The following is a 26,442-nucleotide window of genomic DNA, read 5'->3' on the forward strand; positions in this document are numbered from 1 at the left end:
ATGCAGGTGTAGTTCAATGGTAGAACTTCAGCCTTCCAAGCTGACTACGTGAGTTCGATTCTCATCACCTGCTCCATGTAAAACATCTACTCGCAAATGCGAGTTTTTTTATATTTAAAACGCCAAGGAATTACTCCTTGGCATCATTTATAAACGCATATACATCTTCATAAATCATTTGATTCTCTTTTTCATTTAAGATTTCATGTTTTAAAGTCGGATATAATTTACTAGAAACATTCTTATATCCAACACTCACTAAAAATTGTTTCAACTGTTCAAACTTATCTTTACCCTGAATGACCGGATCTTCTTGACCTGCAATCATCAAGATTGGCAATTCACTATTCGTTACCTTCCAATCCTTTTTATCAAATGCTTTCACCATCAATTGAAATAAGTTTATAAAACCATTTGTCGTAAATAAAAAGCCACACAATTCATCCGCTTCATACTGATCCACATTCTCTGAATTTTTACTCAACCAACGATTTTCTGATTCATACCCCGCAAAAGCCATCTTATTCAATAGTCCATTGCCTTTCTTGTCCTTGTAGAAAGGCTTTATTATTTTCGCTAATGCCAAACCAAGACTAGCAGCCGAATTTTCTGTTGGAGGACCACACAAAATCAAACGATTAATATACCCATCATATTTTTTTAAGTAACAACGAGCTACTAAAGTCCCCATACTATGACTAAATAAAGTAACCTCTAATCCAGGATACATATCACACACATACTCCGTGACCTGAAATAAATCATACACAATATAATCGGCATTTTCAGTATAGAAATATCCATAATCATTCTTTGACTTTACACTAGCACCATGCCCTCTATGATCATGAATCACACAAATATAGCCTCTTTCATTTAAATACTGCATAAAATCAAAATAACGCTCTTTATGCTCCGCCATTCCATGTGAAAACTGTACGATTCCTTTTGGATTATCACACTCCATGATCGCAATCTCTAACTTTAATCCATCTTGTTTCGATGTAATTTTTTTAATTATCATATTATAGTACCTACATATCTTTCTTATACTCATTGTACCAAAAATTAAACAATCAAAAACTAAACAAATACAAAAAAAAGACCATTTTTTAAATGGTCCAACTAGTTTTCACTAATTTCTACTTTGACTTTGTGATCTGCTTCCACATCAAAAGTAATCTTTGCGAAGTCATCTAAATGATTTGTGACAATATTATGAACTTGATCAAATACTTCATCCTCTTTTTCTTCAGACTTGCAATCATATTCAATAGATGTAACTGTGTGCTTTTTAATTTTTACATCTTTTAATTCTTCTAACATTGATTTCATAGCTATCTACCTCGATATAAGTCTATCACTTATTAAATCCAGTTGTCAAATTTATGCATGAAGCCAATCTACCCTATGATAATAAATAAAGAAAGTAATACTTGATAAAGACCAAGTAATCGGATAGATCCAATATACACACCAAATATTATGCACTAAAGCTCCCATAATTGTAAGACCTGCAACACGTACGAAGCACCAACAAACCATCATAACAATCATTGGAACCATAGATTTACCAGCTCCTCTTAAGATAGCCGATACACAATGTGAATAAGCTAATAAACAAAAGAAGAATGCACTGGTTTGTCCTCGCAATGTACCAAACTGAATAACTTCAGGTGTCGCATCAAAAGCTGCAATAAATTGAGAACCAAACACAAAAATAATCACACCAATGATTTCCGCCAAAGTCATCGAACAAATCATACCAAACTTAGCACCTTTTAAAACACGATCATACTGACGAGCTCCTAAGTTTTGTCCAACAAAAGTCGTAAGTGCCATTGTAAAACTTGTGATTGGCAAGAACGCAAAACCTTCAATCTTTGAATAAGCACCGCAACCTGCCATAGCCATATCGCCAAAAGAGTTGATATTCGATTGAACAACTACATTAGCTAGTCCAATAATGGAATTCTGAAATCCACTAGGCAAACCATACTTTAAGATTTCTCCTAGAAGTTCTTTATGAATCTTTATCTCAGAAAGAACAATACGATGTGTTCCCTTTGTCGTCAACAATAAATATAAACAAAGACCTGCCGAAATATATTGTGAGATAATCGTAGCTAGAGCAGCGGATCCTACTCCCATTTTAAGAACCGCAATAAAGAACAAGTCCAATACAATATTCACAACACTTGAAATAATCAAATAATAAAGTGAGTGCTTACTATCTCCTACAGCCTGTAAAATACCTACAAAAAAGTTATACATAATCGATCCAAAAGAACCTAAGAAATATATTTTAAAATAAGTTACAGAAGCATCCATTACACTTTCTGGTGTTGACATCCATTGAAGCAATGTTGGTGTAAAAAAGATACCTACAAGCGTCATAATAAAACTGACAATCAATCCAAACGCAACTGTTGTATGGATTGCACTTTGCATACGTTCTATTTCTCTTGCCCCAAAATATCGTGAAATGACTACACCTGCACCAATCGCAACCCCATTAAAGAAACCAATCATCAAGAATATAATGTTACCACTTGAACTTACAGCTGCAAGTGCCTGACTTCCTAAAAAGTTTCCAACAATCAATGAATCCACCGTATTGTACAATTGTTGAAATAAGTTTCCTAATAAAATAGGTAACGCAAAGAAAACCATCTGTTTAGGAATCGAGCCCGATGTCATTAACTTTTGTCCTTGTGCCAATCCTAACACCTCCTATGTTACTAAAAGAAAAGGAAGTTTAAACTTCCTTGTAAAAACTTTGTAGATGACTACAAGAAGAGTCAAACTGTTCTTTTTCTTCTTTTGTCATTTCAATCTCTACAACCTCTTTGACACCTGTCGCATCCAAAATAGCAGGAACACTAGTGAATACTCCATCTTGTCCATATTGACCATCTAAATAAGTAGAAACTGGAAGAACTACAGATTCGTTAAACATCAACGCACGAACAATACGTGTTGTACTTGCGGCAATACCATAACAAGTATTTCCTTTACGGTTAAAGATTTCCCAACCATCTTTCTTTACGGCTTCATGGATACTATCAAACATTCCCTCATTCATACGAGTTGGATTATCTTTAATGATTTGATAAATATCTTTACCACCAACACGAACTGTACTCCATGGAATCATTTCACTATCTCCATGCTCACCTAAAACATACGCATGAATACTCTTTGGATCTACATCAATACAATCGGCAATATGACATTGTAAACGTGCTGAATCCAATAATGTACCCGATCCAATGATTTGATTAGCTGGTAAACCAGAAACTTTATAAGCCACATACGTCATAATATCCACTGGATTCGATACAACGACAATAAAGCCATCAAAACCATTTTCCATAGCACTCGATACAATGCTCGTCACGATCTTAGAACTTGATTTTAAAGCCACTAAACGATCATTTTCCTTGCCCATTGGAGCACTTGCTGTAATGACTAAAACATCAGCATCTTTACAATCTGTATAATCCCCCAATTTGATTTCCATATTACGATTCATAAAGGCAATACTATGAATCATATCCAAAGTTTCCCCTTTAGCTCTTTCTGTATTCATATCAATTAAAACAATTTCATCACAAATTCCTTGGTTGATCATGCAGAAAGCTGTACTTGCACCTACATTTCCCGCACCAACAATAACTACTTTTCTCTTTTTAATCATAATGGCTCCTCCTACAAAAATTTAGAGATATATCCCTGTATAAATATTACCAAAATAATAACAGGAATGATATATGAAACATAGAAACCTACTTGTTTAGGAAAAGAGATTCCCTCACCACAATTGGCTTCCTTTAAAAAGTTTTTAAATCCCCATCCATATTTAGATGTGCAAAACAATACATAACAAAGTGATCCTAGTGGCAATAAATTATTCGATACAATGAAATCTTCTAAATCCTGAATCGTTGTACCAGCACCTAATGGTTGAATAAAAGACAACACATTAAATCCCAATGCGCAAGGTAAAGATAGCACAAAGACAAGTACAAAACTTACTTTGATCGTTTTTGAATGAGACCATCCTGTCCATTCCATTGTCATAGTGATAATATTTTCAAATACCGCAATAATTGTAGTTAATGCCGCAAAACTTAAAAACAAGAAGAACAAAGCACCCCATACATTACCAAACTGCATATTCGCAAAGATATTAGGTAATGTCTGAAAAATCAATCCAGGACCTTGACCAGGATCCACATTATACGCAAAACATGCCGGTATCACAATAAAGCCTGCAACCAATGCGACAAATGTATCTAAACATACTACTGTAATGGCTTCTGAAGTTAATTTCTTACTTTTATCAATATAGCTGCCAAATATCGCAATAGCACCAATGCCTAAACTCAAAGTAAAGAAAGCTTGTCCCATAGCCGCAAATACGACTTCCGATACATTTTGCATCTTTGAAAAATCAGGCAATAAATAAAATTTAACACCAGCCATGGCTCCTGGCAAAATAAGTGAACGTACTGCTAATATCAGCATCAATGCCAATAAGCACAACATCATATACTTTGATACTTTTTCAACACCATTCTGCAAACCTTTTGAACAAATGAAAAAGCCAATACATACGACTAGAAACATCATGCCAACCTGAATCAAAGGATTGGACAACATCAAACCAAACTCACCATTAATTTGACTTGCGTTTAAGCCATTAAAATCCCCTATCAACATCTTATAAAAATAATAGAATAACCAACCACATACAGATGTATAAAACATCATCAATATATAGTTACCCGCCATGGCCACATATTTCATAAAATGCCACTTCGTACCTTTTGGCTCTAATACATCAAAAGATAAGGCTGCACTTTTTTGACTGGCACGACCTACCGAATACTCCATAACCATAACGGGCAATCCTAATATGACTAGAAAAAATAAATAAATTAAGACAAAAGCAGCTCCTCCATATTGTCCTACAATATATGGAAAGCGCCAAACATTGCCAATTCCAATGGCGCATCCTGCACTAATTAAAATAAATCCTAAACGATTTGAAAACCGATCTCTCATCCTGTTATCTCCCTATAAAAACAATCTAAACAACCTATATACCTTCCATTCCAAGGTTTCATTCTTCCACAATAATGAATAATTACACTATTTTGTTTCACCCAATCCAAATCCATCTTATTTCTTGGATTTCTTAAATTATAAAAATTCATCATTCTTTCACTCAAATTATATTTACGATAATCCACAAGTTTAGTTTTATCCCCATATAATGCCGTTAATACATCTTGATCAAAAAGTACTAGTTTTTTCTTATATGTATTCACATAATTTAAGATATCTTGCTTATTCAATTGTTTACGTAACGCTATTAAGTTCATCAACAAAACCCCAGTATTGATATATGGAACATCTTCATTTAACCCTAATCTTTTCGCATTTAAATGCGTCATATTCTCACTCACATGACTACATGCGATATAAAGATTGTCTTCAAAATCCATATTATACAATTCCTTTAAACTTTGAATCACCACAATATCCACATCTAAGTATAGAATTCGATCCAATGAAGCCGGCAACAAATCCGATGCGAATAATCGATAATATATTTCTAAAGGATATCTAGATGAAATAGGAAATTCTTTAAATTCTTCTTCCTTTACTTCAATAAAATGAAATGTACATCCTAAAAAAGCATTTCTTAAATCATCCATATGTTCTTGATCCAAATCATGATGCAGAATATAAAAATCAATATTCTTGTCAAAACGAACGATGGAACGTATACATATCTTTGTCAAATCTATGAATTTTGCGTTAATTGAAAATAAAATGTTCATAAAATGATTTTATCACAAAATTAATTGAAAATCTTTTCATAAAATATGATACAATACTTACATTGAGGAGAAGATGATAATATGAAACTTATTATACCCGAAAACTACGATCCAGTATTAACTGTTCGAGAAACACAAGAAGCCATTAAATATATTCGTGACACATTTCAATATGAATTTGGTAAGGAATTAAATCTTTCTAGAATTTCTGCACCTTTATATGTCACACAAAGTTCTGGTTTAAATGACAACTTAAATGGTATAGAAAAACCCGTATCTTTTACCATGAAAGAATTGCCAGGCGAACAATTAGAAGTTGTACACTCTTTGGCAAAATGGAAACGTATGGCTTTGAAGAAATATGGTTTTAAACTACATGAAGGCTTATACACAAATATGAATGCCATTCGTAAAGATGAGGAATTAGATAACATTCACTCTACATATGTTGATCAATGGGACTGGGAAAAAATCATTTCTAAAAATGAGCGTACCCAACAAACACTAGAAGAACATGTTCGTACGATTTTTAAAGTCATTAAACACATGGAACATGAAGTATGGTACAAATATCCTCAGGCTGTGAATCATTTACCAGATGATATTTTCTTTATCACTACCCAAGAACTATTGGATATGTATCCAAATATGAACGCAAAAGAAAGAGAAAATGCCATCACAAAAGAACATGGCTGTGTATTTGTGATGCAGATTGGTGATAAGTTATCAAATAATGAAAAGCACGATGGCCGTGCACCAGACTATGATGACTGGACATTAAATGGAGATATTCTTTTCTGGTATGAACCGCTACAAAGTGCTCTAGAAATCTCTTCTATGGGTATTCGTGTGGATGAAGATACTTTACTTGAACAATTAAAAAAAGAAAATTGCCTAGAAAGATGTGAATTACCTTTCCATAAAGCCATTCTAAATAAAGAATTACCATATACATTAGGTGGAGGAATCGGTCAATCAAGACTTTGTATGCTTCTACTAAAAAAAGCACATATCGGAGAAGTCCAAGCCAGCTTATGGCCTGAAGACATGGTCGATACATGCTTAAAAAATAATATTCAAATTTTGTAGGACAATCGTCCTACTTTTTTATTATCGTTCCGTTGGGATTTGAAATATAGTTTCCATACACTAAATCCGATAATGCACATCCATCAAGCGTTATATTTCCATCACAAACGGTGATTGACCCATCTACACCTTCATAAAATCCATCATATATGAATGCACCATCAAATAGTAAACCATCCATGATGTTGTGTTTAATATCAATATCATCACATATTACACTAACAGTACATTGATCTTTCTTTGTACTGTTTTTTAAATGTGTATAATAAGCTCTTCCTAAATCAAAATACTTTTCCACACTATTCTCCTAAAGAAAAGGAATAGGCATTCACCTACTCCTTAAATCTTATTCTTCAGATTGGATATCGATTGAACCATTATCTGTAGTTTCTGCATCTTGTAGAATAGATTCTTCTACTGAAGCATCTACAGTATCCATCATATCTTTATCATCAGATCCTGATACTAATTTATCAAATTTTTCAGAATCCTCATTGTGAACTTCATTCATACGTGCAATACGTTTGTCACGAAGTTCTTTTGCCTTTGCAGCAACGATTTCATTCTGAGGACGATCACCTTGACATCCTGTACCAGCTGGAATCAATTTACCAATGATAACATTTTCTTTCAAACCAATTAAGTGGTCAACTTTACCCTTAATTGTCGCATCTGTAAGAACTTTTGTAGTTTCCTGGAATGAAGCGGCAGATAAGAAAGAATCTGTTTCAACAGAAGATTTAGAAATACCTAGTAATACAGGTTTGAAAGTAGCTGGAGTTTTTCCACTTAATAAAGCTTCACGGTTAATTTTTGTGATGTTGTTAAGTGACAATTGAACACCAACATTCAAATCAGTGTCTCCACTATCTACAACGATTACTTTCTTCATCATCTGTTTAATCATTACTTCCAAGTGCTTATCGCTAATTTCGATACCTTGGCTTTGGTATACTTTCTTAACTTCTTTTAAGATGTAGTCTTGAACTTCACGTACACCAGCAACACGTAACAATTCTTTTGGATCTAATGGACCTTCAGTCAACGCAACACCGGCTTCGATCTTAGCACCGATCTGAACCCATGGACGCATTGATTGGTTCGCATTGATTTTATGAGAAACACTTTCGTGTTCATTTGTGATAATAACTTCTTGGCGCATTGTTCCTTCAATACGTTCGATTGAAGTGATTTCACCAGAAATCTGAGCAATTACCGCAACACCTTTTGGACAACGAGCTTCGAACAATTCTTCAACACGAGGCAAACCTTGAGTAATATCTTCTGCACCGGCACCGGCAACACCACCTGTATGGAATGTACGCATTGTTAACTGTGTACCTGGTTCACCGATAGATTGGGCAGCCATGATACCAATAGCTTCACCAACTTCAACGTCTTTACCAGTAGCCATGTTACGTCCATAACATTTACGACAAATACCTAAACGAGACTTACAAGTAAATACAGAACGGATATACATTCCTGTAACACCAGCATCTACAATTTTCTTTGCAAGTTCATCTGTGATAAATTCATCACTCGCAATAATTAATTCACCAGTTTTTGGATCTGTTACATCTTGTTTTGAATAACGACCAACTAAACGATCTTGTAATGGTTCGATTACAGAGTTTGTCTTACGATCCATTAAAGTTTCGACCCAGTAACCCTTATCTGTACCACAATCATCTTCTTTGATAATTACATCTTGTGCAACATCAACCAAACGACGAGTTAAGTAACCAGATTCGGCTGTCTTCAAGGCAGTATCGGTTAAACCTTTACGCACACCGTGAGTCGAGATAAAGAACTCACTTACGTTCAATCCTTCACGGAAACAAGAGTAAATAGGAACTTCTATGATAGTTGGAACATATTCACCAGCACCAGCTTTGGCATGACCTGGCTTAGCCATTAAACCACGCATACCGGCTAACTGAGTAAAGTTTGACGCGTTACCACGAGCACCAGAAGTCGCCATCATGTTGATTGGGTTTTTACGAGGTAAGTTTTTCATCAATGATGTAACGATCTTATCTTTTTGATCATCCCACATCTTAGATAAATGACGTTCCCATTCTTCCATCGTCAACATACCCTTACGTTGTAAGTGTTTTAATTGATCGGCTTTTACACGACCCTCATCGATATATTCATCTTTGTGAGGAGCCACTTCGATATCAGATAGGGCAACTGTAATACCAGCCACTGTTGAATATTCAAATCCTAATGATTTGATTTGGTCAAGAATTTCAGCTGTTTGATCAGCATCATAACGTTTGAAGACTTCGGCAATAACTTTACCTAAATCTTTTTTCTTAACCGCATCCACTAAAGGCATAGCTTCGATATATTCTTTAATGTTTTGTCCTGGAGAAACAAAATATTTATCAGGAGTACTTACAAAGTTTTCCTTACTAACCTCATTGATATAAGGGAAATCTTCAGGGAACATTGAGTTGAATACAATCTTACCAACAGTTGTAATTAAATAATCATTTTTATGTTTTTCATCAAATGATGTTTTATGCATGTTGCATACAGGCAATGCGATACGAGTGTGAAGGTGAACTTGTTTTGACTGATAAGCCATCATAACTTCATCTTCATCTGTATATACATGACCTTCACTTTCACCAAAACGGTGCCAGTGAGCTGCTTCTAATGGGCAGCCAACTTCTTCGTAGTGTTTAGCTTCTGCAAAGAATTCATCTTTTGTTTCTTCCATTGTTAAATAGAAGTTACCCATAACCATATCCTGTCCTGGCGTAACGATAGGTTTACCATCTTTAGGACCTAAGATATTGTGAGAACCTAACATCATAACTAATGCTTCGGCACGAGCTTCTTCTCCTAATGGAACGTGGATGGCCATCTGGTCACCATCGAAGTCGGCGTTGAACGCAGTACAGACCAATGGGTGAAGACGCATTGCACGTCCTTCTACTAATTTAGGCAAGAAAGCCTGAATACCCAAACGGTGTAATGTAGGCGCACGGTTCATCAATACTGGATAGCCATCGATTACTTTTTCAACAACATCCCAGATACGAGGATCACGACGTTCGATTAATTTTTCTGCATTTTTAGGATTTTGAGCCAATCCTTGATTTACGATTTCATTAATAATAAATGGTTTAAACAAGTTAACTGCCATTTCACGTGGAATACCACATTGGTACATTTTCAAATCTGGTCCTACGGCAATTACTGAACGACCAGAGAAGTCAACACGCTTACCTAATAAGTTTTGACGGAAACGACCTTGTTTACCTTTTAATGAGTGAGACAATGATTTTAATGCACGTCCACCAGCACCTGTAATAGGTTTTGAACGACGACCATTGTCAATCAACGCATCTACAGATTCCTGTAACATACGCTTTTCGTTTTGAACGATGATATTTGGAGTACCCAAATCTAACAATTTACGTAAACGATTATTACGAGTGATAACACGACGATATAAATCATTTAAGTCACTTGTCGCAAAACGACCACCATCCAATTGAAGCATTGGACGTAAATCAGGAGGTATTACCGGAATATTAGTCAGAATCATCCATTCTGGTAAGTTTTCACTATTACGGAATGCATTGATTGTATCTAAACGCTTGATTAATTTCTTACGTTTTTCACCTTGTGCTTTTTCAAGTGCATCTTGTACTTCTTGATATTCTGATTCTAAATCTACATCTTGTAATAGACGAAGTACAGCTTCAGCACCTGTTTGAGCTGTAAATCCTGTTGAACCATAGATAGCTTGGTTTTCACGGAATTCACGTTCAGAAAGAATTTGTTTATAAGCTAAACCAGATTCTTTTGGATCTGTAACAATGTAGCTAACAAAGTATACAACTTCTTCTAATTGTTTTGGTGTTACATCCAACAACAATGCCATACGGCTAGGAATACCACGTAAATACCAAATATGAGCTACTGGTGCAGCCAAATGGATGTGGCCCATACGCTCACGTCTTACGCTTGCCTTTGTGATTTCTACACCACAACGGTCACATACAACACCTTTAAAACGTACTTTTTTATATTTTCCACAAGCACATTCCCAGTCCTTAGTTGGACCGAAAATGCGTTCGCAGAATAAACCATCACGTTCAGCTTTTTGTGAACGATAGTTAATTGTCTCAGGCTTAGTTACTTCACCATGACTCCATTTCAAAATCGTTTCTGGACTCGCTAAGCGAACCTGAATCGAGGCAAAATTGTTAATACTCATATTTTATACTACGCCTCCTCTTCTTCATTATTTTCTTCTTCAATATCGTCGACTAACTCTTCCTTTTGTTCTTCCTGTAATAAAGGTTGAACTGGATGAGCATCCTGGTCATCATCATCTAATGTGATGTCAACCTCGTTATTGTTTTCATCTAACAAACGAATATCGATTGCTAGACCTTGTAATTCGTGCATTAATACACGGAATGATTCTGGAACACCTGGTTCTGGAATGTCTTTACCTTTGATAATAGCTTCATAAGTCTTGATACGACCTTGAATATCATCGGATTTAATTGTCAAGATTTCTTGTAATGTGTGGGCAGCACCATATGCTTCCAATGCCCAAACTTCCATCTCTCCAAATCTCTGACCACCATTTTGAGCTTTACCACCCAAAGGTTGTTGAGTTACTAAAGAGTATGGTCCTGTGGCACGAGCATGTAACTTATCGTCAACCATGTGGGCCAACTTGATCATGTACATTACACCGACACTAATACGTTCGTCAAATGGTTGTCCAGTTTGTCCATCGTATAATACCTGTTTTCCATCGACAGTCATGCTTGCTTCGCGCATTACATCTTGCAAGTCTTCATTTGATAAACCATCAAATACAGAAGTAGAGAATTTAACACCTAATTTACGAGCTGCATAACCTAAGTGGATTTCTAAAATCTGTCCGATGTTCATACGAGAAGGTACACCGAATGGGTTCAACAAGATATCAACTGGATGTCCATCCGCCATAAATGGCATATCTTCGATAGGTAAGATCTTAGAGATGACACCCTTGTTACCGTGACGACCAGACATTTTATCACCTTCAGAAATCTTACGTTTCTGAACGATATATACTTTAACACGCATATTTACTCCAGGAGGAAGATCCGATCCATCTCCACGTTTAAATACACGAATAGAATGAACAATACCAGCACCACCATGAGGTACTTTCAATGAATTGTCACGAACTTCACGTGATTTTTCACCAAAGATTGCTAATAATAATTTTTCTTCTGGACTAACTTCGCTTTGTCCTTTTGGAGTAACCTTACCAACTAAGATATCTCCTTCTTTTACTTCGGCACCAACCATAATGATACCGTTTGAATCTAATTTACGAACAGCTGCTTCACTAACGTTAGGAATATCACGAGTGATTTCTTCAGGACCTAACTTCGTTTCACGGCAGTCAATATCATATTCTTCTACGTGGATTGAAGTATATACATCATCACTAACCATACGCTCTGACATGATGATGGCATCCTCGTAGTTATATCCATGCCATGTTGTATATGCGATAACAACGTTTTGACCTAATGCCAATTCACCATTTTGCATACTTGGACCATCGGCTAAGATATCACCTTTTTCAACCTTTTCTCCAACTTCTACGATTGGACGTTGGTTGATACAAGTACTAGCGTTTGAACGAGCAAACTTACGTAATTGATAAGTGTGGTTTTCACCTTCATTATCTTTAACAACGATACGCAAACCATCTACATATTCAACAACACCATCTTGTTTTGCGACAATACCTACACCAGAGTCTTTGGCAATCTTATATTCAATACCAGTACCAACATAAGGTGAATGAGGAACTAATAATGGAACGGCCTGACGCTGCATGTTGGCACCCATTAAGGCACGAGACGCATCATCGTTTTCCAAGAATGGAACACAGGCAGTCGCAACAGATACGATCTGTTTTGGACTGACGTCGGCAAGTTCTACTTCTTCACGATCGGCGATAATTGTTTCACCAGCCTTACGAGCTACGACACGTTCATTTACTAAATGACCATCACGAACCTCATTGGCCTGCGCAATTACATAATCCGCTTCTTCATCCGCGCTTAAGTAAACAGTATCTTCACTAACTGTACCATCTTCATTTACCTTACGATAAGGTGTTTGGATAAATCCATATTCATTGATACGAGCATAAGTTGTTAAGTTGTTGATCAAACCGATGTTTGGTCCTTCAGGTGTTTCGATTGGACAAATACGACCATAGTGAGAGTTGTGAACGTCACGAACTTCGAAACTTGCACGGTCACGACTGATACCACCTGGACCTAAAGCTGAAATACGACGTTTGTTTGTCAACTCAGCTAGAGGGTTTTGTTGATCCATGAACTGTAATAACTGTGAACTAGAGAAGAATTCTTTAATTGCAGCTGTCAAAGGACGAATGTTAGTCAATTTTCTTGGCGTTAAACTATCCATTTCTTGAATTGACATACGTTCTTTAACAACACGTTCCATACGAGATAAACCAATACGGAATTGGTTTTGGATCAATTCACCAACAGAACGAATACGACGGTTACCTAACATATCGATATCATCTGTTGTTCCTACACCTTCCATAACATTTAAGCTATATGAGAAGAATGCATACATATCTGAAACTGTAATTGTGTGTTTATTTGCGAATGGGTCATTTCCAGCAACACGTACTTCATCCCCATTGTTGTCAATAATATATACTTCTTGAACACATGCACCAATCAACCATGCTGTGATATCTTCACTTAAAGCACGTTGTTTCACTTGTGTTTCAACATCACTATCGATGGCATCTGGACTTACACCAACCATATAACGGTTCGCAACTAATTCCATATCTGCATCAACAATATCTTCACCTTGAGCATTTGTTAAACGTCCAAGAGCATATAAACGTTGACCATAGTTAAATACAGAATCCATATTTTCAGCTGTTAATTTAACTGGTTGTGCAAACAATCCTGCAAAAATTTCAACATTTTCAACAACCTTTTGGATTGCTAAAACATCTTGTTCAGTTAATACTGTACCAGCATCTAAATAAGCATCTTCTGTTTCCACATCACTAGCCAATACACGACCAATTAAGCCTGTAGTCCAGCTTGTTGGAATTGAAACGATATCTTCTTCATGGAATTCTGAGCGGAATGGATATGCGACACAATAAGTACCTTTAGCCAATTCTTCACGCAATGCATTTCTTTCATCACGGTGAACCATTGTACCTTTTTCCATGAATACGTTGCCATTTACATCAACAATATCATGAGCAAGGCTCATACCATACATACGATCGATCGCATTTAATTTCTTACGTAATTTATAACGGCCAGCCTTTGTCAAGTCATAACGACGGTGATCAAAGAATTTAGCCTGCATCAAAGTGATTGATCCATCTAATGTTGGGATTTCATCACTTCTTTGGTTTTCATAGAAAGAAAGTAAAGCTTCCTGTGTTGTTTTTACTTTATCATTCAATAAAGAATTTTCGATTTCTTCATATTTACCGAAGAAAGCAGTATACAACAACAAATACATATTCATGTATTCGCGATCTTCTGCATCTGTAGCTACATCAGACCAGTTACGTCCCATTGCACGTAAGAATGTTTCCATCATTGATGTATCGTGAGTATCTTCATTTACTCCAATATTCAAAGACATACCAATCGCCTTGAATAAAATACTGAATAATACTTTACGACGACGGTCAATAGAAACGTTGATCAAACGTCCATTTGTAGTTTTCTTTTGTTCAGTCATGAACTCTAACCAAGTACCACGACTTGGAATTAATTCACAGCTAAAGTTTTGTTTACCAGTCTTTTCATCATAACTGTCCGCAAAATATGCACCAGGAGAACGTACGATCTGACTAACGATTACACGTTCTGCACCATTGATGATGAATGTACCAGTTTCTGTCATTAAAGGGAAATCCCCTAAATATACTTCTTCACTCTTAGTTACTACTTCACCCGTTTCTGAGTCAGTAACTTCTAATTCCATATCTGCATATAGAGGTGCTGCAAAGTTGCATTCTCTATACATAGATTCTTCAGCGTTATATTTTGGTTCTTCAAAATGATAACGTAAGAAATTTAAGCGAATGTTTTTTCCATAGTTTTCAATTGGATAGATTTCTTCAAATACTTCTTGGATACCTTGTTGCGTAAACCATTTAAATGAATCTGTCTGGATTTCGACAAGATTAGGTAACTCTAATTTACCACTAACCTTTGAGTAATCTCGGCGGGAAGATTTTTTTCCACACGAGACAATACGATATGCTTTGTTGTTGTCCATGCATGCCATCCTTTCGTTCGAATTTGTACTATACTAGGAAGTTTTCATCCGAAAACTTACACTATTATGCAATTTATTATACTACTAGTAAAACTACCAAAAGTCAAGAAAAACTTGACAAAATCGTAAAAATGGGTTATAAATATTGCCTATCCCTTTTAAGCACCTTCACAAACTAGGTGCTTTTTTATTTGTCCATTTTGACAACCCTTCTATTTATGCATACAATAAAGAAGTTTAAAGGAGTACTCAATGAAAAAAATATTAACTATCATCTTAACTTGTTTTTTAACCCTTAGCCTTGCAGGATGCTCTAGCAAAAAGAACGACGATGACATCCTTGCATTCTTCAATGCGTTAGATAATACACTAAATTTAAAAAGTGCCCAAATCAATGGATCACTTACAATGAAAGATTCAAAATTAAATATTGATGCGCAAATTCTTCAAAAAGACGACTTACAAGTTTCAAGCTCCATCGGTCTTGTCGCAGGGAAAAATGTGCAAAATGACTTTTTGAACTTTTATATCAAAGATGGAAAAACATATTTAAATTCTATGGGAACCAAAACCCAAAGTACAGTTGATAAAATTGGATTAAAACAAAATTCAAAATTAAATACATACAACCCATTTCTAGATTTAACCGATGATCAACTATGTGAATTGTTTGATTCTTCTAAAAAAGAAAATGACACCTACACATTTAAAGTCAACACGAGCAAATTAGCAACCCTACTCGATAACATGGGATCTGTCAAACTGGATAATGCAACGCTTGAAGCAACCATCAAAAACAAGAAAATATCTCACCTTGTATTAAGCTTTACAGGAACACAAACCGTAGATGATGCTAGTGCTGATATTGATGTTTCAATTGAACTAAGCATCAAAAAACTAAATAAGATCAACTTCCCAAATGATTTAGACGATTATAAAAACGAAACTGCAGAAGATTAATTCCTCTGCAGTCTTTTTATTTATTCGCTTTTTCTTCAATCTCTTTTTGCTTTTGCATAACCTCATTAATTTTTTCTTGAATTAAATGAGCATATGCATCAGCACCAGGTTCCATTGGATGGATTCCATCCTCTTCTAATAAATCTGTATGCTGAGAAATATAAGAATTCCAATCAATCAGTGTAATATTTGAATGTTTTTTAGCTAATTCCTGTAAATATTCATTATTGCTAGCTTCCCATTCAACACCTGGTGCATATACATTGACCCAGAAAATAGATTTATCTGAACCAATCATTTCTAATGTTTGTTCAACCGTACTCTCATCCAAAACACCATTCGTTCCTAGTGACATCACAACTGTATTATGCACAGCTCCTTTTGACTCATACCAACGTAACACATCTGGTGCTTGTGACATTTGTCTTGAAACAGCCGCATCGACAGTTGCATCTGGGTAAATAGCTTGAATATTTGTATATGCCGACAACATTACAGAATCTCCTAAACAGAACAATCCTTTATCTGATACTTTCTGTGAATTTCCACTAGGACTATAATCTACATTTTTAGCCTTTTCCATTTTGCCATCTGATTTTGCATTCTTTTTCTTATTCTTGATAGCTTCTTCATTTTCGGCAATACGCTTTTGTAACGCACTAGAATCCACATCTTTTGAAGTTGCTAACGCAACAACTCCTGTAGCTTGAAAAACAAATCCAACAATTCCACAAGCCAATACGGCTTTTTGAAATTTTGGCTTAATTTGTTTATACTTAAACACCTTTAAGAAATAATTTGTCCATACTACAAGTGCAATCAAAATCACAAATTCAAACAAATACATAATGAAGTGTTTATTCCAATCTTTATATTGGAATAAGTAAATCACTGGATATTGCCACAAATAGATTTCATAACTATGCTTACCAATCCAATCTAATACAGGTACATCCAATGAAATTGAACTATTTGCTGTCTTCTCAATTAAAAACATGGACAAGATTGTTGTTAGTGCTAACACCAATAAATATACAATTGGCATTTTACCCGCAAAAATAAAGTAAGAAACTGCCAATATTCCAATCAATGAAAGTGAAATATAAAAATTCTTTTTTGTTTCTTCCTCTTTTGTATATATCCAACCCAAAAGCATTCCGGCAAACAATGAATAGATTCGCGTATCTGTTCCATAATACAATCTTGTAACATTCACTTTACATAAATAAAGTATTGGCATTATTAGCGCAAAAACCACAGTAACTGTAAGCATCGTCTTGATTGTATTTGACTTTCCCTTTTTTTCTTCTAACTTATATAATCCAAATAATAAAAGTGGAAAAATCAAATAAAATTGCATTTCTATAGACAAGAACCATAAATGAGAGAATGGTGAAGTATTCGCAATTCGTGTAAAGTAATCCAAACTCTGCGAAATCTGCCAAAAGTTATTAAAACCCGCAAATATGCTTAATACTTGCATCTTCATTCCACGCAAGCTATCATTCGCCAAAAAGAAATAAACCCCTAAAGTCGTAAAAACCATTACCAACAATGGTGGGTACAACCTTTTTATTCTTGATATATAAAATTTAACTACAGAAAACTCCTTGTTTTCCATTTTTTTCTTATTTGTGATAACCATTAAAAAACCAGTTAAAACAAAAAATAAAACTACACCTAAATAACCACCTTTAAACACATTAGGAAACATATGAAATAGCGTAATTCCGATGATCGCAATACCACGCAGTCCATCCATTCCCTTAATTCGGTTTCCTTCTTTTTTCATATCTACATATCCCCTTATCGCGCTACTACTAGCACTATATATTCTAACACAAACAAACCTTAATAATTATTAATAAATATATAAATTTTTAATATCACTTTTTTTCAAAATACCATATAATATATTAAGGTTCCAGAAAGGAAAATGACATGCAAAGTATTAAGACAATTTATAAAATCGGACCCGGACCTAGTAGTTCTCATACATTCGGTCCAATGATGGCTTCTAAGTATATCAATGAACAATACCCAGATGCCTCACATTTCAAAATCACTCTATTTGGTTCTTTAGCACTTACAGGAAAAGGACACCTTACAGATAAGATCATTTTAAAAACATTAGGTGCTAGTAAATGCGAAATCATCTTTGATATGAAAACGCCTGTTGAACATCCCAATACAATGATTATTGAAGTATTTGACAATGATACAAAAATTGCGCAACACACATTTGTTTCAATTGGTGGCGGTAAAATTGAAATTGATGGTAAAAAAGGCAATGTAGACCCAGAAATTTATCCACACACAAAGATGGATGATATCCAAGTCTATTGTAATGAACGACATTTACGTTTAGACCAATATATTGATGAAGTTGAAGGTCCTGATTTTGACTCTTACATGAATCAAATCTTTAAACAAATGCTAAAAACAGTAAATACAGGATTAAAGAAGACTGGTGTATTACCTGGAAGCTTAAAAATTGATCGTGTAGCCCACGCATTATACCAATCCGCACAAAGTTGTAGTGATATCCAAGACAAAAACAGTTTATTACTAAGTAGCTATGCCTATGCAGCCAACGAACAAAATGCCAGTGGAGGCATTGTCGTAACTGCTCCAACAATGGGTAGTTGCGGTGTATTACCTAGTCTTGTATACCATTTCTATCACGATCAAAATTATCCTAAAAAGACAATTATCCAAGGACTTAAGGTTGCCGGATTGATTGGTAATCTAATTCAGACAAACGCAACCATTTCAGGAGCTAAAGCCGGATGTCAAGCCGAAGTTGGTGCTGCCTGCTCCATGGGTGCTGCCTTTGTTGCTTATTGCCAACTTCAAAATAATGAACAAATCGAATGTGCTGCAGAAATTGGATTAGAACACCATCTAGGACTCACATGCGATCCAGTTGGCGGATACGTTATGATTCCTTGTATTGAAAGAAATGCCGTAGCTGCACAAAGAAGTGTAGATGCCGCAAGACTTGCTAAATATTTACGCAACGTAAAAAAGAATCGTGTAAGTTTTGACATGGTTGTTCAAACCATGAATCTAACAGGAAAGAAACTTCCAATTGAGTTAAAAGAAAGTGCACTAGGCGGACTAGCCGTAGTTGTACCAGAAAAAGCTTAAAGGCCTAATTCATATGAATTAGACCTTTTATATTACTTATCACGAACAAAACACTCTAATACTTTATAGCCTTTTCGTTCTAAATCCGCTTGTAAATCATCTGGTTCTGTTGTATCACAACGAATAACTAGATTGGCAATTCCATCTTCAAAAGAATACACACCAATATGATTGATATTCACCTTATTTTCAACAAAGATTTCCGACAATTTACCAATCGCACCAATCTCATCTTTTACGGCAACCGTAATTCTTGAACCCACTTCATCCCATCCAAGAACATTCAAGAAACATTTAAATACATCATTTTGCGTTACAATACCCGTAACTTCACCCGATGCATTGACAACCGGCAAACATCCAATGTTGTTTTTCAACATTTTCTGTGTCGCATATTCCATCAATTCATTTTCATCCACAGAAATGACTTTTTTAACCATCACAGTACTTACAGTCGTTTTTGACAATAAATAATTCAATTCATATATGCTTAAGCTTGTTGCATTCGTTGTACCCGAATTTGAAATCATACCCTCAGTAATCAATCCAACAAGTTGACCTTTTTCAACAACAGGAACACGGTGAATCCCCTTTTCCTTCATCAAATCAATGATTTGTGAAATCGTTGCATCTGGTTCAGCACATATAACATTTTTTGTCATATAATCCTTAACTTTAAACATCTTATTATCCTCCTAGATATGCCTTTTGAACATCAGGGCTCTTGGCAAGCTCTTCACCTGTTCCTGACATTACAACTTTACCAGTCTCTAAAACATAGGCACGATGAGCAATCGACAAAGCCATCTTTGCGTTTTGTTCTACCAATAAAACCGTTGTTCCCGACTTATTGATTTCTTCAATAATATTAAAGATTTCCTTAACCAAAATAGGAGCAAGCCCCATACTAGGCTCATCCAAAAGTAACAATTTAGGCTTAGCCATTAAAGCACGTCCCATCGCTAACATTTGTTGCTCACCACCAGATAAAGTAGAAGCATCCTGATTCATACGTTCTTTTAAGATTGGAAACTGCTCACAAACCTTTTCATAATCACGCTTGATTCCATCTTTATCTTTTCTTAAAAAAGCGCCCATCATCAAGTTTTCATATACACTCATACCTGTAAAGATACGACGACCCTCTGGCACTTGCGTTAAACCCATCTCAACAATATGTTTCGGATTGGCCTTCATAATCGACTCATTTAAAAAGTTGATTTCTCCACCCGACTTTTTAACGATACCACTAATTGACTGCATCATTGTCGTTTTTCCAGCTCCATTGGCACCAATCAACGCAACAATTTCACCTTCATTTACTTCTAAGCTTATACCTTTTAAAGCTTCAATAACACCATAATGCACATGAAGATCTTTGATTTCTAACATTGCCATACTAGATCTCCTCTCCTAAGTAGGCCTTAACTACAAACTCATTTTGTTTGATTTCTTCAGGCGTACCATTCGCTATCATTTTACCATAGTTTAAAACATAAATACGCTCACAAATCTTCATAACCAAAGACATATCATGTTCAATCAGGATTACAGTTAATTTATATTTCTCTCGAATATGATCAATCAATTCTGTTAACTCTTTTGTTTCCTGCGGATTCATACCAGCAGCCGGCTCATCCAAATATAAAATTTTTGGTTGAATTGCCAAAGCACGAGCAATCTCTAATCTTCTTTGTTTACCATAAGGAAGATTGGTCGCCAATTCATTTCTTAAAGAATACAATCCAACTTCTTTTAACAACTCTTCTGCCTTTTCTTCGACCCACTTCTCTTCTTTATAATATGTAGGCAAACGTAAAATTGCAGCTAAACTTCCATAACGAATATTTTTATGCATCGCCACCTTAACATTTTCTAAGACAGTCATAGATTTAAACAAACGAATATTCTGGAATGTACGTGCAACACCTAAGTTTGTGATTTTGTAAGGCTTCAATCCACCAATCTGAATACTCTTATCTTGATCCATCAACTCAATCAAGCCACTACTTGGTTCATAAACACCTGTCAACAAGTTGAATAATGTTGTTTTCCCCGCACCATTTGGACCAATCAAACCAATAAGCTCACCCTCATTGATTGTCATAGACACGTTAGAAACTGCACAAAGACCACCGAAATTCTTTGTCAAATTTTTTACATTTAAAATCGTTTTCATGCAGATTTCTCCTTTCGCTTATCAAATAATTTCTTAAATGACAATTCTTTAGTACCTAAAATTCCAGTTGGCTTAAAGATCATGATTCCGACCAATGCCAAACCATAAATAATCATTCGAATTTCTGAGAAGTTTGCCAAAACAACATTGATAATACCAATCGCAACAGCTGCCAAAACACTCGATGTCATAGAGCCCATACCACCAAATACGACCATGACTAAGATATCGATTGATTTATTGAAAGTAAATTGATCTGGCTTAATAACATAGAAGTTACATGCGAATAAGGCTCCAGCTAAAGAAGCAAGTAAGGCCCCAATCACAAAGGCAATAACTTTATATTTTGTCGTATTGATACCCATTGCCTCACTGGCAATCTCATCTTCACGAATCGATAAACAAGCACGTCCAGGAGCAGAATGTGTAAAGTTGCAAACAACTAAAATTGAAATAACAGCACACACAAACAACAACGGAAATGTAGTTAATTTAGGAATACCATTTAGTCCGGCTGCTCCATTTGTGATTTCCATATTTTGCACTAAAATACGCACGATTTCGGCAAAACCCAAAGTTGCGATTGCCAAATAATCCCCTTTTAAACGCAATGTTGGAATAGAAACAATCAAAGCTACAATGGTTGAAAGAACAAAACCAATCAATACGCCAATCACTAGTCCTGTCATATTTGGCATCATTTTAACCATAATACCAGCACAATAAGCACCAATACACATAAATCCAGCATGTCCTAATGAGAACTGACCACATACACCAATAACTAAGTTTAATGAAACGGCTAGAATAATATTAATAAAAATATTATATAAAGTGATGGAATAATAAGATCCAATAATTCCGACTTTCATTAAAATCGTTAAAACTACAAAAGATACTATAGAAAGTAAAAGCCAAGCCAAATTTGCCTTATTCAATAATTCTTTACGCATGACTTACACCTTCTCTCTAACGTTTTTACCTAATAAACCAGCTGGTTTTAAGATCAAAATCAAAATTAAAATAATGTAAACAATCGCATCCTTATACAAGGAACTACCATAAGCCGTAACCATAGTTTCGGCAATTCCAATAAACAATCCACCAATCATTGCGCCTGGAATACTTCCAATACCACCAAATACAGCGGCAATAAATGCTTTTAATCCTGGTGTCATACCCATTAATGGATTGATTGAATTATAGTAAATACCAACTAAAACGCCGGCAACACCTGCTAAAGCAGATCCCAAAAGGAATGTAAATGAAATCGTCTTATCTACATCGATACCCATTAAACGTGCAGCATCTTCATCGACACTAACAGCGCGCATGGCACGACCCATTTTTGTCTTTTGAACAATAAACTGCAAAACAATCATTAAAATTACAGTAATCACAAAAATATAGACTTGTTGCATCGTAATCGTAACGGGTCCTAAATGAAAAGATGCACTCGTTAATAATTTAGGATATGTTCTTACTTCACTTCCCATAATATATTGTGTTGCATATTCCAATACATAACTTACACCGATTGCGGTAATCAATGCGGTAATTCGAGTCGCATGACGAAGTGGCTTATAGGCAATACGTTCAATCAATACACCTACAATTCCACAGAAGATCATTGAAATTAATAATGCAGGAATAAAGCCCAATCCACAATTTGTTGTAATAATAAATGCACAATACGCACCTAGCATATAGATATCTCCATGTGCAAAGTTGATCAATTTAATAATTCCATAAACCATGGTATATCCCAAGGCAATCAAGGCATAAATACTTCCTAAGGATAGACCATTGACTAGTTGTTGTAAAAAAGCTGTCATATTAACCTCCTTATTAAAAAAGAGGGGGAATTGTTCCCCCTTTGAACAAAGACTTATTTATTTGGATCTACTGAAACGGCTTCCGTTTGAACACCATCTACTAAGTTAACAACTAATACAGATTTCTTTGGTGAATGTGTTTTATCAAATGTGAATGAACCAGTCAAACCATCAAATTTAGTATCAGCAATTGCTTTTTGTAGATCAGCACCTGTCTTACCAGCTTTTTCTAAAGCTTGTAAACCTAAGTTAGTAGCATCATAAGCTAATGCAGAGAACATATTTGGAGCTTCTCCATATTCTTTTGTATATGCATCTACAAAGGCTGTTAAAGTATCACTTGCGTTAACTGTAGTATAAGCTGTTGAATAGTAGCAGTTATTTAAGTTTTCACTACCAGCAAGTTCAGCTAATTTTTCAGATTCGAATCCATCAGCACCTAAAATTGTGCAATCCATACCAGCTTCACGAGCCTGTTTGATAATCAAACCAGCTTCTGAATAGTAACCAGCGATGAATAATACATCTGCCCCTTTATCTTTTACTTTTGTGATGATACCAGCAAAATCTGTATCTTTAGCGTTATAACTTTCAGTAGCTACGACTTCTCCACCCAAATCTTCAAATTTTTTTGTAAATACCTTAGTAAGACCTTTTCCATAATCACTTACTTCATTGATGATTACAGCTTTTTTCTTACCTAAGTTTTCATATCCAAACTTAGCCATTGCCTTACCTTGATATGAATCTTCGAAACAAATACGGAACGCATATTCATAAGGAGAATCCCCATTCATTGTTGCGTCTACCTGAGTAGCAGATGGTGAAATAACTGGAACTTGGTTTTGATCAGCTACTGGATATGTTGCGATCGAAGCCCCTGAAGTTGCAGGACCTACAACGAATGCCACACCATCTTCAGTCATCAATTTTGTAGCTGCTGAAGTTGATTCACTCGCATCACCCTTATTGTCCATTTTGACAGCTTTAATTTTATATTTTGAATCTTTATTTTCATTGTATTGTTTGATTGCTAGTGACGCCCCTTTATACTCAGCTTGACCATAAGAAGCTACAGCACCAGACAATTCATAGTTCAAACCAATTTTGACTGTATCTCCCTCTTTTAATTCAGTACTAGCAGTTCCACTTCCCGAACTACAACCGACTAACATGCTTAATGCAACAGCACTAGAAGCAAACGTTTTTAATAATTTACCTTTCATAATCTATACCTCCCTCGAGTTGTACAGATATAATAACGCAAGCAGAAAACGTTTTCAAGTACTTTTTACATTTTATTACATTTAAATTTACATCTCGTTTTACATTTTACATTCTTTTCAACTGTTTTCTTTGCGCAAAAAAAATAGCCAAAGTTATAAAACCTTAGCTATTCAATCAACTATTAATACATTCCTTGAGGCATCGCAGGCGCTGGTTCGTCCTTATCAATTTTTGCCACACCAGCCTCTGTCGTTAAGAACAAGGCTGAAATACTAGAAGCATTCATTAACGCATTACGAGTTACCTTTGTAGGATCAATGATACCAGATTCGATCATATCGACCCATTTACCATGTTTGGCATCAAATCCCACATTTTCTTCAGCTTCTTTTTGTTTTTCAACAATCTCTTCACTGTTATATCCAGCATTATCGGCAATCTGTGCAATTGGAGCTAACAATGCATCAAATACAACTTTGATACCTTTTTGCACATCCACTACATCTGATTTCACTTCATCTTTCAAAGCCACATAAGCCTTTACTAAACAAGCTCCACCACCAACGACAATACCTTCACTAACAGCAGCACGAGTTGAGTTCAATGCATCTTCAATACGAAGTTTCTTTTCTTTCAATTCACTTTCCGTTGCAGCACCCACTTTAATGATCGCAACACCATTTGATAATTTACCTAAACGCTCTGCCATACGTTTCTTATCATAATCACTTGTTGTGTTTTCCATTTGCGCTTCAATTTCTGCAACACGAGCAGCCACTTCTTCTTTACTTCCAGCTCCACCAATCATTGTTGTATTATCCTTCGTGACAACGATCTTTTTAACTGTACCTAAATCCGATAACTGCATATCTTTCAATTCCATATTCAAATCTTTTGAATAGAATTTAGCGCCTGTCATAATCGCAATATCCTGCAACATTTCTTTTTGGTTATCCCCAAAACCAGGAGCTTTTGTAGCCACTACATTAAATGTTCCACGAAGTTTATTCAATGCCAAAGTAGAAACTACTTCATTTTCCAAATCTTCCGCAATAATCAATAAGGCACGATTTGCCTGAACCAATTGTTCAAGTAAAGGCAAAATTTCTTGAATATTTGTGATTTTTTGATCTGTTACTAACACATAAGCATTTTCCATTGTTGCTTCCATCTTTTCACGATCACTGACCATATATGGAGAAACATAACCCTTGTCATATTGCATACCTTCACTAATTTCAAGTTCTGTTTCAAAGCCTTTTGAATCATCCGTTGAAATGACACCATCACGACCGACTTTTTCCATCGCATCCGCAATGATCTTACCAATTTCTTCTGAACCTGATGAAATTGTCGCAACATTGGCAATATCCTTACTACTTTCTACTTTTTTAGAAACAGATAAGATATATTCACTTACAGCCTTAGCTGCCTTTTCAATACCTTCACGCATCAATACTGGATTAGCTCCACGATCCACTTGGCGTAAACCATTTTCAATCATACTTTGAGCTAAAATAGTAGCTGTTGTAGTTCCATCTCCAGCTGTATCATTGGTCTTATTGGCAACTTCATATACCAATTTAGCACCCATGTTTTCAAACTTATCTTCCAATTCAATTTCTTTGGCAATACTTACACCATCATTTGTGATCAATGGTGAACCATAATCCTTTTCAAGAACAACATTACGTCCTTTAGGACCTAAAGTAACACGAACCGCATTAGCCAATGTGTTGACACCTCTTAACATCGATTCGCGAGCATCTTTTGAAAAACGTACTTCTTTAGCCATAATTCATTA

The 26,442-nt window shown here is 35.5% G+C and carries 20 protein-coding genes and 1 tRNA gene; 4 read left to right on the forward strand and 17 right to left on the reverse strand.

Annotated features, from left to right (window positions below; all coding sequences use genetic code 11):
- The first annotated feature begins 2 nt into the window (after positions 1-2).
- Positions 3-76, forward strand: a tRNA-Gly gene (locus Q0E86_RS03865).
- Between the two features lie 54 nt (positions 77-130).
- Here Q0E86_RS03865 and Q0E86_RS03870 read toward each other — a convergent pair.
- From Q0E86_RS03870 to Q0E86_RS03895, 6 genes are all read right to left on the reverse strand, one after another.
- Positions 131-1,024 carry an alpha/beta fold hydrolase gene (locus tag Q0E86_RS03870; RefSeq protein WP_295754636.1) on the reverse strand — a complete coding sequence of 298 codons (894 nt, stop codon included), beginning with the start codon at positions 1,022-1,024 and terminating at the stop codon, positions 131-133.
- A gap of 101 nt (positions 1,025-1,125) precedes the next feature.
- A complete protein-coding gene (locus Q0E86_RS03875) occupies positions 1,126-1,335 on the reverse strand; it encodes a hypothetical protein (RefSeq protein WP_003864747.1) in 210 nt (69 codons plus the stop codon).
- Positions 1,336-1,386: 51 nt separating this feature from the next.
- Positions 1,387-2,700 (reverse strand): MATE family efflux transporter, encoded by a 1,314-nt coding sequence (locus Q0E86_RS03880; RefSeq protein WP_295754723.1) that lies wholly within the window; start codon positions 2,698-2,700, stop codon positions 1,387-1,389.
- 58 nt (positions 2,701-2,758) lie between these two features.
- Positions 2,759-3,700 carry an L-lactate dehydrogenase gene (locus Q0E86_RS03885; RefSeq protein WP_295754637.1) on the reverse strand — a complete coding sequence of 314 codons (942 nt, stop codon included), beginning with the start codon at positions 3,698-3,700 and terminating at the stop codon, positions 2,759-2,761.
- An 11-nt stretch (positions 3,701-3,711) separates the two neighbouring features.
- Positions 3,712-5,070 (reverse strand): sodium-dependent transporter, encoded by a 1,359-nt coding sequence (locus tag Q0E86_RS03890; protein WP_295754638.1) that lies wholly within the window; start codon positions 5,068-5,070, stop codon positions 3,712-3,714.
- The gene (locus Q0E86_RS03895) at positions 5,067-5,852 is read right to left on the reverse strand and encodes a glycosyltransferase family 8 protein (protein ID WP_295754639.1); all 786 of its coding nucleotides are present in this window, start codon (positions 5,850-5,852) and stop codon (positions 5,067-5,069) included. The genes Q0E86_RS03890 and Q0E86_RS03895 overlap by 4 nt, the downstream gene beginning before the upstream one ends.
- An 81-nt stretch (positions 5,853-5,933) precedes the next feature.
- Between Q0E86_RS03895 and asnA the strand changes: the two genes are divergently transcribed.
- Positions 5,934-6,941 (forward strand): aspartate--ammonia ligase, encoded by a 1,008-nt coding sequence (asnA, locus tag Q0E86_RS03900; RefSeq protein ID WP_295754640.1) that lies wholly within the window; start codon positions 5,934-5,936, stop codon positions 6,939-6,941.
- Between the two features lie 10 nt (positions 6,942-6,951).
- Here the strand turns inward: asnA and Q0E86_RS03905 are convergent, their stop codons facing one another.
- Genes Q0E86_RS03905 through Q0E86_RS03915 form a run of 3 tightly spaced genes read right to left on the reverse strand, consistent with a single transcriptional unit; the run spans position 6,952 to position 15,287 of the window.
- Positions 6,952-7,239 carry a hypothetical protein gene (locus Q0E86_RS03905; protein WP_295754642.1) on the reverse strand — a complete coding sequence of 96 codons (288 nt, stop codon included), beginning with the start codon at positions 7,237-7,239 and terminating at the stop codon, positions 6,952-6,954.
- Between the two features lie 48 nt (positions 7,240-7,287).
- Entirely contained in the window at positions 7,288-11,181 is a 3,894-nt protein-coding gene (rpoC, locus tag Q0E86_RS03910; RefSeq protein WP_295754645.1) for a DNA-directed RNA polymerase subunit beta', read from the reverse strand.
- An 8-nt stretch (positions 11,182-11,189) separates the two neighbouring features.
- Positions 11,190-15,287, reverse strand: coding sequence for a DNA-directed RNA polymerase subunit beta (locus Q0E86_RS03915; protein WP_295754648.1), 4,098 nt, complete (start codon positions 15,285-15,287; stop codon positions 11,190-11,192).
- Between the two features lie 252 nt (positions 15,288-15,539).
- Between Q0E86_RS03915 and Q0E86_RS03920 the strand changes: the two genes are divergently transcribed.
- Positions 15,540-16,247 carry a hypothetical protein gene (locus Q0E86_RS03920; protein WP_295754651.1) on the forward strand — a complete coding sequence of 236 codons (708 nt, stop codon included), beginning with the start codon at positions 15,540-15,542 and terminating at the stop codon, positions 16,245-16,247.
- 16 nt (positions 16,248-16,263) lie between these two features.
- Here the strand turns inward: Q0E86_RS03920 and Q0E86_RS03925 are convergent, their stop codons facing one another.
- Complete coding sequence (locus Q0E86_RS03925) at positions 16,264-18,039, reverse strand: acyltransferase family protein (RefSeq protein WP_295754653.1); 1,776 nt, start codon at positions 18,037-18,039, stop codon at positions 16,264-16,266.
- A gap of 149 nt (positions 18,040-18,188) precedes the next feature.
- Between Q0E86_RS03925 and Q0E86_RS03930 the strand changes: the two genes are divergently transcribed.
- Positions 18,189-19,397: an L-serine ammonia-lyase, iron-sulfur-dependent, subunit alpha gene (locus Q0E86_RS03930; protein ID WP_295754656.1), complete on the forward strand. Its 1,209-nt coding sequence runs from the start codon at positions 18,189-18,191 to the stop codon at positions 19,395-19,397.
- 32 nt (positions 19,398-19,429) lie between these two features.
- Here the strand turns inward: Q0E86_RS03930 and Q0E86_RS03935 are convergent, their stop codons facing one another.
- The 7 genes from Q0E86_RS03935 to groL all read right to left on the reverse strand — a co-directional run bounded on the left by Q0E86_RS03935 (position 19,430) and on the right by groL (position 26,433).
- A complete protein-coding gene (locus tag Q0E86_RS03935) occupies positions 19,430-20,080 on the reverse strand; it encodes a CBS and ACT domain-containing protein (protein ID WP_288536244.1) in 651 nt (216 codons plus the stop codon).
- 4 nt (positions 20,081-20,084) lie between these two features.
- Positions 20,085-20,789, reverse strand: coding sequence for an ABC transporter ATP-binding protein (locus tag Q0E86_RS03940; RefSeq protein WP_288536291.1), 705 nt, complete (start codon positions 20,787-20,789; stop codon positions 20,085-20,087).
- A gap of 7 nt (positions 20,790-20,796) precedes the next feature.
- Positions 20,797-21,576: an ABC transporter ATP-binding protein gene (locus Q0E86_RS03945; RefSeq protein ID WP_288519959.1), complete on the reverse strand. Its 780-nt coding sequence runs from the start codon at positions 21,574-21,576 to the stop codon at positions 20,797-20,799.
- Positions 21,573-22,529 (reverse strand): branched-chain amino acid ABC transporter permease, encoded by a 957-nt coding sequence (locus Q0E86_RS03950; RefSeq protein ID WP_288519957.1) that lies wholly within the window; start codon positions 22,527-22,529, stop codon positions 21,573-21,575. The genes Q0E86_RS03945 and Q0E86_RS03950 overlap by 4 nt, the downstream gene beginning before the upstream one ends.
- A 3-nt stretch (positions 22,530-22,532) precedes the next feature.
- The gene (locus Q0E86_RS03955) at positions 22,533-23,411 is read right to left on the reverse strand and encodes a branched-chain amino acid ABC transporter permease (protein WP_288536238.1); all 879 of its coding nucleotides are present in this window, start codon (positions 23,409-23,411) and stop codon (positions 22,533-22,535) included.
- 53 nt (positions 23,412-23,464) lie between these two features.
- Positions 23,465-24,637, reverse strand: a complete 1,173-nt coding sequence (locus Q0E86_RS03960) for an ABC transporter substrate-binding protein (RefSeq protein WP_295754660.1) — start codon at positions 24,635-24,637, stop codon at positions 23,465-23,467.
- A 182-nt stretch (positions 24,638-24,819) separates the two neighbouring features.
- Positions 24,820-26,433, reverse strand: coding sequence for a chaperonin GroEL (gene groL, locus Q0E86_RS03965; protein ID WP_295754661.1), 1,614 nt, complete (start codon positions 26,431-26,433; stop codon positions 24,820-24,822).
- Positions 26,434-26,442 lie beyond the last annotated feature (9 nt).

It is taken from the genome of uncultured Holdemanella sp. (assembly GCF_934754935.1).
GTDB lineage: Bacteria > Bacillota_I > Bacilli_A > Erysipelotrichales > Erysipelotrichaceae > Holdemanella.